Source organism: Pantoea sp. PNA 03-3 (genome assembly GCF_003201175.1).
Classification (GTDB): domain Bacteria; phylum Pseudomonadota; class Gammaproteobacteria; order Enterobacterales; family Enterobacteriaceae; genus Pantoea; species Pantoea stewartii.
In genome coordinates this window covers 165,068-178,726 of sequence record NZ_QICO01000006.1, presented here as the reverse complement: position 1 = coordinate 178,726, position 13,659 = coordinate 165,068, and the positions used below count along the sequence as shown (strand labels likewise).

The 13,659-nt window shown below is 51.6% G+C and carries 11 protein-coding genes; 3 read left to right on the top strand and 8 right to left on the bottom strand.

Annotation, left to right across the window (positions count from 1 at the left end):
* Window positions 1-33: 33 nt before the first annotated feature.
* The 8 genes from C7433_RS17030 to bolA form a co-directional block, all read right to left on the bottom strand.
* Window positions 34-357 carry a helix-hairpin-helix domain-containing protein gene (locus C7433_RS17030; protein ID WP_033738667.1) on the bottom strand — a complete coding sequence of 108 codons (324 nt, stop codon included), beginning with the start codon at window positions 355-357 and terminating at the stop codon, window positions 34-36.
* 139 nt (window positions 358-496) lie between these two features.
* Entirely contained in the window at window positions 497-2,365 is a 1,869-nt protein-coding gene (gene ppiD, locus C7433_RS17025) for a peptidylprolyl isomerase (RefSeq protein WP_039338626.1), read from the bottom strand.
* Between the two features lie 250 nt (window positions 2,366-2,615).
* A complete protein-coding gene (hupB, locus tag C7433_RS17020) occupies window positions 2,616-2,888 on the bottom strand; it encodes a nucleoid-associated protein HU-beta (protein WP_006117956.1) in 273 nt (90 codons plus the stop codon).
* 215 nt (window positions 2,889-3,103) lie between these two features.
* A complete protein-coding gene (gene lon, locus C7433_RS17015; protein ID WP_033738666.1) occupies window positions 3,104-5,458 on the bottom strand; it encodes an endopeptidase La in 2,355 nt (784 codons plus the stop codon).
* Window positions 5,459-5,644: 186 nt separating this feature from the next.
* On the bottom strand, window positions 5,645-6,916 hold the full coding sequence (clpX, locus tag C7433_RS17010) for an ATP-dependent protease ATP-binding subunit ClpX (RefSeq protein ID WP_033738665.1): 1,272 nt from the start codon (window positions 6,914-6,916) through the stop codon (window positions 5,645-5,647).
* 132 nt (window positions 6,917-7,048) lie between these two features.
* Complete coding sequence (gene clpP / locus C7433_RS17005; RefSeq protein ID WP_006117959.1) at window positions 7,049-7,672, bottom strand: ATP-dependent Clp endopeptidase proteolytic subunit ClpP; 624 nt, start codon at window positions 7,670-7,672, stop codon at window positions 7,049-7,051.
* Between the two features lie 335 nt (window positions 7,673-8,007).
* A complete protein-coding gene (gene tig / locus C7433_RS17000; protein ID WP_039338475.1) occupies window positions 8,008-9,312 on the bottom strand; it encodes a trigger factor in 1,305 nt (434 codons plus the stop codon).
* A gap of 295 nt (window positions 9,313-9,607) precedes the next feature.
* Window positions 9,608-9,922 (bottom strand): transcriptional regulator BolA, encoded by a 315-nt coding sequence (bolA, locus tag C7433_RS16995; RefSeq protein ID WP_006117961.1) that lies wholly within the window; start codon window positions 9,920-9,922, stop codon window positions 9,608-9,610.
* A 266-nt stretch (window positions 9,923-10,188) separates the two neighbouring features.
* On the opposite strand from bolA, the gene C7433_RS16990 reads away from it, so the two are divergent.
* The 3 genes from C7433_RS16990 (at window position 10,189) to cyoA (ending at window position 13,659) form a co-directional block, all read left to right on the top strand.
* Entirely contained in the window at window positions 10,189-10,767 is a 579-nt protein-coding gene (locus C7433_RS16990) for a lipoprotein (RefSeq protein WP_006117962.1), read from the top strand.
* Between the two features lie 46 nt (window positions 10,768-10,813).
* Entirely contained in the window at window positions 10,814-12,286 is a 1,473-nt protein-coding gene (gene ampG / locus C7433_RS16985) for a muropeptide MFS transporter AmpG (RefSeq protein ID WP_110268601.1), read from the top strand.
* A 446-nt stretch (window positions 12,287-12,732) separates the two neighbouring features.
* The gene (cyoA, locus tag C7433_RS16980) at window positions 12,733-13,659 is read left to right on the top strand and encodes a cytochrome o ubiquinol oxidase subunit II (RefSeq protein WP_033738657.1); all 927 of its coding nucleotides are present in this window, start codon (window positions 12,733-12,735) and stop codon (window positions 13,657-13,659) included.

Below are 13,659 nucleotides of genomic sequence, written 5' to 3'. Positions count from 1 at the left end.
ACAGCAGGTTAAGCATCAGAGTTGCGCTTCACTTCACAATTTTAACCGTGAGGCATTTCGCTCCACCAGCGCGTGACCAAAGCCAGGCACGTCTTTCAGTTGATCCACCGCCGTGAACGGCCCGTATTCTTCACGATAGCTGACGATAGACTGCGCCTTTTTCAGACCAACGCCATTCATCACCGCCGAGAGTTGCTCCGCCGTGGCTTCATTGATACTGACCTGCTCCTGATGCGGCATTGAAACCTGTGCAGCCTGTGTCTCACTGGGGGTTTCCGCCGCTGCCAGTGGCGTTTGAACGAGGGCGCCACACAGGGCGAGGGAAAGATAAAAGGCATGTAAGTGGGTTTTAGCCATGCTGTGTTTCTCCTTGTGTTAAACAGCAGGCTCAGCGTGTCATGTCCGCTAAACAGACTCAAAGGGCAACGTTCTAAAATGGAAAAGGCCGCATAAGCGGCCTTTCGTCATTTCAGCTGTTACCTGAAATTTGCGAGGATTACTGCATTTGAGCAGCGGCACCGTATTTGATTTTGGCCGCTTTACGCAGGTTTTGCAGTAAGGCTTCAAAGGTCAGTTGCGCGTTGTTTTGCGTGACGCCTTTGACCATCTCGTCAATCTGCGCCTGAGGCAGGCTACCGGTTGTAACCTTATTCACCGCGATCAGCACCACATTGCCTTGCATGTCCTCACCCACGCCCCATGACGGTTTGTTATCCGCTGGCTCTGGCAGGTTGAAGGCAGCCTGAGCAACGGGATCCTGCGTGTTACGGTCAACCGTTTTGCTGGCGCTTAACGTCAGACCTGCGGCTTTCAGCACATCCGGTTTACCGGCTTTCAGCTCGGCTAACAGTTTATCAGCCTGAGCTTTTGCCTGTTGCGTCGCTTTATCATGCTTGATCGTCTCGGTGATTTGCGCTTTTACCTTGTCGAGGGGTTCCACCGCTTCGGGTTTATGCGCACTGATACGCAGCACAAAGGCACGATCGCCATCGACATTGATGATGTCAGAGTTATTTCCGGGCGCACCGTTTTGTCCCACTAACCCACCATTGAAGATGGCCTGCTTAACGGCATCAAAGTCGAGATCTTTAGGCACATCGTCACGGCTGAACCAGCCTGTTTCTGTGGCTTTCATACCTGACGCCTGCTCTGCACCAGCCAGCGACTCATTATCATTGCTCGCGGCTTCACTGACTTTCTGCTGCAGTTTGTAGAATTCCGCCTGTGCTTTATCCTGTTTGACCGCGTCCGCGATCTCATCACGTACTTCCGCCAGCGGTTTAACCTGCTCAGGCTTGATGTCGTCAAGACGGGCAATCAGGAAACCCACAGAAGACTTGATTACACCGGAAAGCTGACCCTTTTCTTTCAGTCCCGCATTCTTCAGCTCGTCTGGCGTTGTTGACGGCTCAAGCCAGCCCATATCGCCGCCTTTACGGGAAGAGATCGGGTCAATGGATTTGGTTTTTGCCAGTTCCGCGAAATCCGCGCCGCCTTTCAGCTGCGCCAGAATAGCGTCGGCATCGGCTTCGGTTTTGGTCTGAATCACGCTGTAACGATCGCGCTGGGGCTGCGTGTAGTCCGCTTTATGTTGATCGTACCAGGCCTGAATATCCGCATCGCTGGCATTTTCCTGCATGCTGGCGGCATCCAGTTTGATATAGCTTACGCGGAACTGCTCAGGGGCCATAAAGCTGCTTTTATGCTGCTGATAATACTGGTTGATTTCGTCGTCATTGACGGTTTGCTTTGCAGCCAGAGCATTCACATCGAGGGTAGCCGTCTGAATATCACGCTTTTGCGCCACCAAATCCACCAGCTTAGTGGTTTCATTTTTCAGCATAAAATCGGTATTCGCGACCGCATTGATCAGCTGCTGGGTGGCCAGTTGTTTACGCAACGCTTCGGCATACTGATCCGGCGTGAATCCCATATTGCGGATCATCGCATTGTATTTAGCATTATCGAACTTGCCGTTGGTCTGAAACGCAGACTGGCTGAAGATAGCCTGTTTGACCTGATCGTCACTGATGGCAATATGCAGATCTTTTATGTAGGTATCCAGTAATGCCTGGTCAATCAGCTGAGACAGCGCCTGCTGGCGCATCTGCTGCATGTAACCTTCGTTGCCCGCAAGCTGCGAGAACTGATCACCCAGCATCTGCTGCTGACGATTGCGCTCGTTGTTGAACGCCTGCTCTAACTGCGCACGGCTGATCTCCTGGCCATTAACTTTGGCCGCATAATCGTTGTTACCGCCAATCAGATAGTTGCCAACGCCGGTCAGCACAAAGGAGAGAATGATCAACCCCAAAATAATCTTGAGCACGACATGGTTCGACGCCGCGCGTAAATTGTCCATCATGGTATGACAACACTCCGCTGTAGTGTGAATGTAAAGCCCTGCCGCAATAACGCCATCTTCCCGACGCATTACTCCGCTGCAAGTCTGGCTGGCAGCATGCATCCTGTTGAGACAAGTCTCGCAACCTTAAACCGCCTCTCCGGATGTAAAAAAGGCACATCTTATTGATGTGCCCGTATGTTACATGAGAACGCGTTAACCGTCCTCTAATCCACTCAAGAAAATGTGTTATTGAGTGGTGGCGTTGTCATTAGTTGACAGCGTCTTTCAGTGCCTTACCTGCACGGAAACCCGGTACTTTACCTGCCGGGATAGTAATCTCTTTACCGGTTTGTGGGTTACGGCCGGTGCGCGCTGCACGCTCACGTACTGAGAAAGTGCCGAAACCTACCAGCGCCACTTCATCTCCGCTTTTCAGCGCGTCAGAAACAGAGCCCATAAATGCATCTAAAACACGTCCTGCTGCTGCTTTAGAAATGTCGGCATCGGCAGCAATTTTATCGATCAGTTGTGACTTATTCACTCTATTCATCCCCTCTTTATTATTTCACATCGTACCCACGCTTCCTGTCGGGCACGAACGCGCAGCAAGTTATATCAAGCCTTATATGCCGAAACAACGGTAATCCTCTTATAACATCGCTTCAGCAGCCACCTAAATTAGCGGGACAAAAAAAAGCTGGCAAGCACCAATTGGTGTTGCCAGCGCGGCTTTTTAACGCTTTATGCCATTAATCACTATTTTGCGGTAGCTACCTGCATACCGTAAGGCGCGTTTTCCAGTGCCAGGTTCAGCACTTCCTCAATACGTTTGACCGGATGAATTTCCAGATCGGCAATCACGTTCTGAGGAATTTCTTCCAGATCGCGTTTGTTTTCGTCCGGGATCAGCACCACTTTAATACCACCGCGGTGTGCCGCCAGCAGCTTCTCTTTCAGCCCGCCGATAGGCAGGACCTGACCACGCAAGGTGATCTCGCCGGTCATCGCGACGTTTGAACGCACCGGGTTACCGGTCAGGCAGGACACCAGGGCAGTACACATGGCAATACCGGCACTGGGACCATCTTTCGGCGTCGCGCCTTCCGGTACGTGCACATGGATATCGCGTTTTTCATAGAAATCGCCATTGATACCCAGTTTTTCCGCCCGGGCGCGGACGACAGTCAGCGCGGCCTGAATGGATTCCTGCATGACTTCGCCCAGCGAACCGGTATAAGTCAGCTTGCCTTTACCCGGTACACAGGCGGTTTCAATGGTCAGCAAATCGCCACCCACTTCCGTCCAGGCCAGACCTGTTACCTGACCCACGCGGTTTTCGCTGTCGGCGCGGCCATAGTCAAAACGCTGCACCCCAAGGAAATCCTTCAGGTTTTCACCATTAATGGTGATGTGCTTTTTGGTTTTGTCCATGAGCAGCGTTTTCACTGCCTTACGGCACAGCTTGGACAGTTCACGTTCCAGGCTACGCACACCGGCTTCACGCGTGTAGTAACGAATGATGCCAATGATGGCGCTGTCTTCGACGGTGATCTCAGACGACTTCAGGGCGTTACGCTCAATCTGCTTCGGCAGGAGATGCTGCTTGGCGATATTGAGTTTTTCGTCCTCGGTATAGCCAGACAGACGAATCACTTCCATACGATCCAGCAGTGGAGCCGGAATGTTCATGGAGTTCGACGTCGCCACAAACATCACATCAGACAGATCGTAATCGACTTCCAGATAGTGATCGTTAAAGGCGATGTTCTGTTCAGGATCCAGCACTTCCAGCAGCGCTGAGGCCGGATCGCCGCGCATATCCGACGACATTTTGTCGATTTCATCCAACAGGAACAGCGGGTTTTTCACGCCGACTTTCGCCATCTTCTGAATCAACTTGCCCGGCATAGAGCCAATATAGGTACGGCGATGACCGCGAATTTCCGCTTCATCCCGCACGCCGCCGAGGGCCATGCGTACATACTTACGCCCGGTTGCTTTCGCAATAGACTGACCCAGCGAGGTTTTACCCACGCCCGGCGGTCCCACCAGACACAGAATAGGCCCTTTAATTTTGCTGACGCGACTTTGCACCGCAAGGTACTCAAGGATGCGGTCTTTGACGCGTTCCAGGCCATAATGGTCGGTATCCAGCGTTTCCTGGGCTTTGCGCAGATCTTTCTTCACTTTGCTGCGCGCATTCCACGGAACCTGAACCATCCAGTCGATATAGCCGCGCACCACGGTCGCCTCGGCAGACATCGGCGACATCATTTTTAGCTTCTGCAGTTCTGCTTCAGCTTTCTCACGCGCTTCCTGCGGCATTTTGGCCGCATCGATTTTACGTTTTAACGCTTCGTACTCGTCAGGCGTATCATCCATCTCGCCCAGCTCTTTCTGAATGGCCTTCATCTGCTCATTCAGGTAGTACTCACGCTGGCTCTTTTCCATCTGCTTTTTGACGCGATTGCGAATGCGTTTCTCAACCTGCAGCAGATCGATTTCAGATTCCATCATGGCCATCAGATATTCCAGACGTTCATTGACGTCTGACATCTCCAGCACTGACTGTTTATCCGCGAGTTTTAATGGCATGTGCGCCGCCACCGTATCCGCCAGGCGCGCCGCATCATCAATATTGTTCAGTGACGTTAAGACCTCAGGCGGGATCTTTTTATTCAGTTTGATATAGCCTTCAAACTGATTGATCGCCGTGCGCACCAGCACTTCCTGCTCGCGCTCTTCAATCTCCGGAGAGACCAGATATTCCGCCTGGGCGACAAAATGGTCACCGTTGTCAGCCAGCGTAGTGATATTGGCACGCTGTAAACCTTCAACCAGCACTTTTACCGTTCCGTCTGGCAGTTTTAACATCTGCAGTACGGAGGCAATGGTACCCACTGAAAAAAGATCGTTTATGCCAGGTTCATCCGTTGAAGCCTCTTTCTGTGCGACCAGCATGATCTTTTTATCATGATCCATTGCGGCTTCGAGGCACCGAATTGATTTTTCCCGGCCAACAAACAACGGAATTACCATGTGCGGATAAACTACCACGTCGCGCAACGGCAGGACGGGGATTTCAATGCGTTCAGAACGCTCAGGATTCATAGAGCTCTCTCTTAGTTTAGTGTCCGCAAGGTGATGGGTACCGCATCAGGCAGGTGTGCGGTCAAACCCACAGGTGTCTGAGTATATGGGGATGATTGTCAGACATTCAATGTCACAACGGTGAGAAATGCAAAAGGGGAAAGATTTTCCCCTTTATAGATGGCACAATGTGGACGATTTGTTTATTTATTCGCCAGAAGCCTGAGCTTCGTGCTTGCCATAAATCAGCATGGGTTCAGACTGACCTTCAATCACCGACTCATCAATCACCACTTTCTCGACATCTTCCATGGACGGCAGATCGTACATGGTTTCGAGCAGCGCGCCTTCCACGATAGAACGCAGACCACGCGCACCGGTTTTACGTGACATCGCCTTTTTAGCAATCGCCGTCAGGGCTTCGTCACGGAACTCCAGCTCAACGCCTTCCAGGTTAAACAACGCCTGATACTGCTTGGTGAGTGCGTTTTTCGGCTCACGCAGAATCTGAATCAGCGCTTCCTCACTCAGTTCATTGAGCGTGGCTACCACAGGCAGACGGCCAATGAATTCTGGGATCAGGCCAAATTTGATCAGATCTTCCGGCTCACATTGCGCCAGTAACTCGCCTTCTGTTGCCTTCTGTGATTTACCTTTCACCGTTGCGCCAAAGCCAATGCCTGAACCGGTTTCAACGCGCTGCGAGATAACCTTATCCAGACCGGCGAAGGCGCCACCACAGATAAACAGAATCTTAGAGGTATCGACCTGCAAAAACTCCTGCTGCGGATGCTTACGGCCACCCTGCGGCGGCACAGCGGCGACGGTGCCTTCAATCAACTTCAGTAACGCCTGCTGCACACCCTCACCCGATACGTCACGGGTGATCGATGGGTTGTCTGATTTACGTGAAATTTTATCGATTTCATCGATATAGACGATACCACGTTGGGCTTTCTGCACATCGTAGTCACATTTTTGCAGCAGCTTCTGGATGATATTTTCGACGTCTTCCCCCACATAACCGGCTTCGGTCAGCGTGGTTGCATCCGCCATGGTAAAAGGCACATCCAGTAAACGGGCCAGGGTTTCAGCCAGCAACGTTTTACCGCTACCGGTCGGACCGATCAGCAGAATGTTACTTTTGCCCAGTTCGATACCGTTGCTGGTATCCCCGTTGCGTAAACGTTTGTAGTGGTTGTACACCGCCACGGCCAGGACTTTTTTGGCCCGTTCCTGACCAATAACGTAATCGTCGAGGTGATGGCGGATCTCATGCGGCGTAGGCAGCGCACTACGTTCGCGATGCGGGGCAACCTCTTTAATCTCTTCGCGAATAATGTCGTTACACAGATCAACGCACTCATCGCAGATATACACTGACGGCCCGGCAATCAGCTTACGCACTTCATGCTGGCTTTTGCCGCAAAAAGAGCAGTACAGCAACTTTCCTGAACCGTCTTTGCGCTTATCTGTCATCAGTTAACCTCTTCTTGTTCTCAGGCCGTACCAGCCGTACAGCACTGGCCGTGGGTACACGGCCGATGTTCATTCAACCCGTCATTATCTTGTCCTGTTAACTATAGACCAGAGACAAGGTGAAGTTAGGGCTTATTGGCGATGCGTCAGGATTGAATCGACCAATCCATACTCTACCGCTTCGCTGGCGGAGAGGAAACGGTCACGCTCAGTGTCACGCTCAATTTCTTCCAGTGACTTACCGGTATGTTCCGCCATCAGCTCGTTCATGCGCTGCTTCACTTTCAAAATTTCACGCGCATGAATCTCAATGTCGGTCGCCTGTCCCTGATAGCCACCCAGCGGTTGGTGAATCATCACGCGTGAGTTTGGCAGGCAGAAACGCTTGCCTTTCGTCCCGGCTGTCAGCAGGAAAGCCCCCATTGAGCAGGCCTGGCCCATACAAATGGTGCTGACGTCAGGCTTGATAAACTTCATAGTGTCATAAATTGACATGCCAGCCGTAATGACGCCACCCGGTGAATTGATATAAAGGTAAATATCTTTTTCCGGGTTCTCCGCTTCCAGAAACAGCATCTGGGCCACAATCAGGTTAGCCATGTGATCTTCTACCTGGCCGGTTAAGAAGATAACGCGCTCTTTAAGCAGACGGGAATAGATGTCGTATGAACGCTCGCCGCGCGAGGTTTGCTCGACCACCATTGGCACCAACGCATTGTGCGGTGCAGTAAACTCACGATCGCCACTGTATGACATTACCGTCTCCTGGATAAATTTCATTGGCAACATTCTGTACCGATTTTACGTAAGACGAGCAACAAAAACTATGCTCTGCCTCTTACCGACAACATCAGGACGGTTAATCAGTCAGCCGAACTGTTTTTTGCATACTCCCTCTATCTTGGGATAGTGCTCAGTTGTTTCAAGCATAACAACCTTTTCATCAATCGCTAACCCGGAAAAAGCGATGCGTGAACAATTCGCCTAAAAATTAATCAAATAGCGACAGGCCCGTTGCCAGAAAGCGTATTACAGAAAAAAGCCCGCGACTTTTCAGGCGCGGGCTTTAGCACAAGGGGTTAAACGGACGATCAGGCCTGAGCGGTCTGATTCATCAGTTCCTGGAAGTTAGTTTCTTTTTCAGAAACTTTGGCTTTCGCCAGCACAGCTTCAACCGCCTGCTCTTCCAGCGCCACATTGCGCATGTTGTTCATCAGCTCGTTATTTTTGCTGTAGAACTCGATCACTTCCTGCGGATCTTCGTAAGCAGACGCCATTTCTTCGATCAGCACTTTAACGCGATCTTCATCGGCTTTCAGCTCGTGCGTGCGAATCACTTCGCCCAGCAGCAGACCGACCAGAACGCGACGCTTCGCCTGCTCTTCGAACAGTTCGCGTGGCAGTTCCAGCGCTTGCTTCTCGTTACCACCAAAGCGTTGTGCAGCCTGACGACGCAGAACGTCGATTTCGCTGTCGATCAGCGCAGCAGGCACATCAATAGGGTTCGCTTCAACCAGACCGTCGATAGCCTGTGTCTTCACGCGGTTACGAATCGCGCCTTTCAGCTCACGTTCCATGTTCTTACGCACTTCCGCACGCAGGCCCGCAACCGAACCATCTTCCACGCCGAAACGCTTGATGAATTCTTCGGTCAGTTCTGGCAGTTCGCGCGTTTCCACTTTCTTCAGCACGATCTCAAACTTCGCGTCTTTCCCTTTCAGGTTTTCCGCGTGGTAGTCGTCAGGGAATTTCACGTCGATAGTGAAGGTTTCGCCTGCTTTGTGACCCACAACGCCTTCTTCAAAGCCTGGGATCATACGGCCCTGGCCCATGGCCAGAACGAAGTCAGATGCTTTACCGCCTTCGAATTCTTCGCCGTCAACAGAACCGGTGAAATCGAGGGTAGCGCGGTCTTCAGCACCCGCTGCAGCGTCGGTTTCAATCCAGTTAGCCTGCTGCTTGCGCAGCGTTTCCAGCATGGTATCGACATCGGCATCGGTCACTTCGACCTGAGGCTTTTCAACTTCGATGTTTTCCAGGCCTTTCAGCTCAACTTCTGGATACACTTCGAACTCAACCGCATAGGTGAAGTCCTGACCTTCTTTGTATTCGCCTGGCACATAGTTAGGCGCGCCAGCCGGATTGATCTTCTCTTTGATGATGGCGTCAACAAAGTTACGCGTCATCAGATCGCCCAGCACGTCCTGGCGCACAGAAGCACCGTAGCGCTGCGCGACGATGTTCATGGGCACTTTGCCTTTACGGAAACCATCGATACGGACTTTCTTCGCCACATCCACCAGTTCTTTTTTAACGGCGCTTTCGATGCTGTCAGCTGCGACAGTAATCGTAATGCGACGGCCCAGGCCCTGAGTGGTTTCTACAGAAACTTGCATCTTGTTACCTCAAAAAATCACGTGCTCGGTCAACTTCAGACACCACACATTAATTAATGCGCCGTATCTAACAACCGGGACGGCTTCCGTGAAGAGAACCTGATCCCTGTTACCAGAAGCGTCCCGAAGACATTCCGGAAAAATAGACGCAGCATTATAGCGGCATCACTGAGATGAGTCGAGGACGCTAAGTCACCACTTTTCAGGGAGTTTGCTGCTTTTTTGAGCCAGGTAACGCGTTTAGCAAGGATAAAAACACAAAAACGGCCCGCAGGCCGTTTAAAAAGAGGGGATGTTATGCGAGTGTGCCCGCGCCGCGACAGTTCGGCGAAGCGAGTACCGTATCCTGCAATCCTTCCCACTCTTTCAGGGTATAAGTATGCAAGGCCAGTGCGTGAACACTTCCCGCCAGCTCAGCACTGAGTTCACCATAAATTGCGCGATGACGGGCGAGAAAACGCTGACCGGTAAAAACGTCGCTGACAATCACCACTTTGAAATGGCTTTCAGAACCGGCAGGCACATTGTGTCGGTAGCTTTCATCATGCACTTCCAGATGAGCCGGCTCAAAAGCCAGGCGCAGCTTCTCTTCTATCTGTTCTCGAATCATGGTTTTACCCTCAATGGCGAGCGCTGTGCCCCATCTGTTTAAATATTAGTCCGTTTTTGGCTGCGCAACGCGACAGCGGACGCAATATTATCACTCCGTCGCCCTCTTCGCTTGTGCCTTGTCAGGCGGGGAATATGAAAAGGTAGAGAGCAAGAAAAAGCGCCTTGCGCGGTTTACCTTGTGGCAAAGGGCTTTATTCACTGCACCGCTTTGCTATGATGGCCGCAGTTTTTGCACACCAACCCATGACACTAACGAGAAAGCGTATGTTGAAAAAACTGTTATTCCCGCTGCTGGCTGCCTTTATCCTGGCCGGTTGCGCTTCCAGCAACAACACATTGACCATTCAACCTAAGATTCAACTGCCACAGCGCGATCCGAGCCTGATGGGCATTACGGTGAGTATCAACGGCGCCGATCAGCGTCGCGATCAGGCGCTGGCAAAAGTTAATCGCGATGGACAACTGGTCAGCCTGACCCCGTCGCGCGATCTGCGTTTCTTACTCCAGGAAGTGCTGGAGAAACAAATGACAGCGCGCGGCTATATGGTCGGTCCTAATGGCGCGGTTGATCTGCAAATCATCGTCAATAATCTGTATGCCGACGTCACCCAGGGTGATGTGCGTTACAGCATTACCACCAAGGCGGATATCTCTATCGTGGCGACCGCGAAAAATGGCAATAAACAGATTAAAAATTACCGCCAGACCTACAGCGTAGAAGGGGCTTTCAGCGCCACCAATCAGAAAATCACCAATGCGGTGAATTCTACGCTGAGCGACGTGATCGCCGATATGGCGCAGGACACCAGCGTCAACGACTTCATCAAACAAAACGCCCGTTAATCAGGTCTTTTGCCCGGCACCCGGCCGGGCACTTTTCAAGGTCAGTATGAATCACTACTTCCGTGTCTTCCGCCAAAAAAATGCAGCCATTTTACTCCTTCTGGGATTCGCATCAGGTTTGCCTCTGGCCTTAACCAGCGGGACGCTGCAGGCGTGGATGACGGTTGATAATATCGATTTGAAAACCATCGGATTCTTTTCACTGGTGGGCCAGGCCTATGTGTTTAAGTTTCTCTGGTCCCCCATGATGGATCGCTTCACGCCGCCGCTTCTCGGTCGGCGCAGAGGCTGGTTGCTCATTACGCAACTGGCACTGGTGGCCAGCATTGTGGCAATGGGCTTTTTGCAGCCCAGCCGGGATTTAACCCTGATGGCGGCACTGGCGGTACTGATTGCATTCTGTTCTGCGTCACAGGATATCGTCTTCGATGCCTGGAAAACGGATGTGTTGCCGCCGGAAGAACGCGGAAGTGGCGCTGCCATCACGGTGTTAGGCTATCGCCTGGCAATGTTGATATCGGGCGGTCTGGCGCTGTGGCTGGCCGATCGCTATCTCGGCTGGGAGGCGACTTACTGGCTCATGGCCCTGCTCCTGCTGCCCTGTCTTATCGCAACCTGTCTTGCCAAAGAGCCGGACAACGCGCAGGCCGCGCCGCGTACGCTACGTCAGGCGGTTGTCGATCCTCTGCACGATTTTTTTAATCGCAACAACGCCTGGCTGCTGATCACGCTCACCATTCTTTACAAGCTCGGCGATGCATTTGCCGCCTCTCTCACCACCACCTTTTTGATTCGCGGCGTGGGATTTAATCCTGGCGACGTCGGGCTGGTAAACAAAACGCTGGGCTTGCTGGCAACCATCATTGGCGCGCTTTATGGCGGCATGCTGATGCAGCGCCTGAGCCTGTTTCGCGCGTTAATGATTTTTGGCCTGCTCCAGGCGGTGTCGAATTTCGGCTACTGGCTGCTGGCGGTCACCGACAAACACCTCTGGAGCATGGCGAGCGCGGTCTTTATTGAGAACCTGTGTGGCGGAATGGGAACCGCTGCGTTTGTCGCGCTGCTGATGACGCTGTGTAATAAGTCCTTCTCGGCGACGCAGTTCGCCCTGCTGTCTGCGCTTTCAGCGGTAGGCCGGGTTTACGTGGGACCTGCAGCCGGTTATCTGGTCGAGATCTGGGGCTGGCCAACGTTCTACGCCTTTACCGTTTTCGCCGGTCTGCCGGGCCTGGCCCTGCTGGCTTTTTGTCGCGGTACACTGGACTTTACCCAAAAAACCGGCCAGTTTTTGCCGCGTCGCCATTTTTCCGCAGGCTACCGCTGGACGAAACGGCTGTTTGCAGGCGGATGCGGGTTACTGGCGCTATGGCTGCTGTCGCTGGCGCTGAATGCAACGGGTATGCTCACGCTTTCGGCGTGGCTGGCTCCGCTGTTTGAAGCCGGTATGGCGCTGGCGCTTTGCGGTGTGCTGTCCGGTGTGGTGCTGGATTATCGCGCATTGAGAAAGGCCGGGAATTGACCTTTTGCCTCATAATCGCACAGTCGCAGGTGCCATTTCAGCCAATTGGTTAAGCGCACCTAATTTGTCTTTGCGTGTCAATTTACAAAAAATATTTTTATCATGTGCGCGCTTCAGGCAAGATATTTAAATCCGGTACGCAATTAATTAAGTTAAAAATTAGAGAAAAAATGATGCAATATTGTTAAATAATTGGGTATTAAAAGTCAGGGTTATTCCTTTCCTACTTTTGTTTAACCCCGCATCCATCTCTTTTTGTTATATTACTGCCAACTGCTTGTCCACGTTAATAATTTGTCACCGAGAACAACATCTGTGACACCCTTAGCAAAAGGTGTCAACATGGTTCTGACACATCCTTAAGCTGGTTTACACTGCATAAACCTTCCCGTAAAATGCGCGCACACTTAAACGACAATAGAGCCCTTTGTCATTGAGGTCGTTAAATGAGACTCAGTAAATACAATAAAAGTTTGGGGATTTTGTCATTAATCGCAGGCACTTTATTAATGAGTGGCTGCGATAATGCATTGTTAAATCCCAAAGGACAGATTGCGCTGGAGCAACGTTCGCTGATACTGACCGCTTTTGGTCTGATGATGATCGTCGTGATTCCTGCAGTCTTAATGGCCGTCGTGTTTGCCTGGAAATATCGGGCGTCGAACACGAATGCTAAGTACAGCCCTAACTGGTCACACTCCAATAAAGTGGAAGCTGTGGTCTGGACCATTCCGATCCTGATCATCGTTTTCCTTGGTGTACTGACCTGGAAATCAACCCATGCGCTGGAGCCAAGCAAACCCCTGGCCTCTGACGTGAAACCGGTTGAAATTGACGTCGTTGCTCTGGACTGGAAATGGTTATTCATTTATCCAGAACAAGGTATTGCGACAGTTAACCAGATTGCCTTCCCGGCAAACACCCCGGTTAACTTCAAAATCACCTCCAACTCCGTCATGAACTCCTTCTTTATTCCTACGCTCGGTAGCCAGATCTACGCGATGGCGGGCATGCAGACCAAACTGCACCTGATTGCCAACGAGCCAGGAACTTTCGACGGTATTTCCGCCAACTTCAGTGGTCGCGGTTTCTCTGGCATGAAGTTCAAAGCCATTGCCACCAAAGACGATGCGGAGTTCCAGCAGTGGGTTGCCAAAGTAAAAGCGGCACCTAACACGCTGATGACGATGGATGATTTCGAGAAAGTGGCTGTGCCAAGCGAAAATCACCCGGTGGAATATTTCTCTTCAGCTAATCCTGAACTGTTCTTGCAGGTCATTAACAAGTTCATGAATAGCCACGGGAAAATGGACATGTCTGAACACAAAGGCATGGACATGAGTCACACCGCTACCGCGGGAGCCGAGGAATAA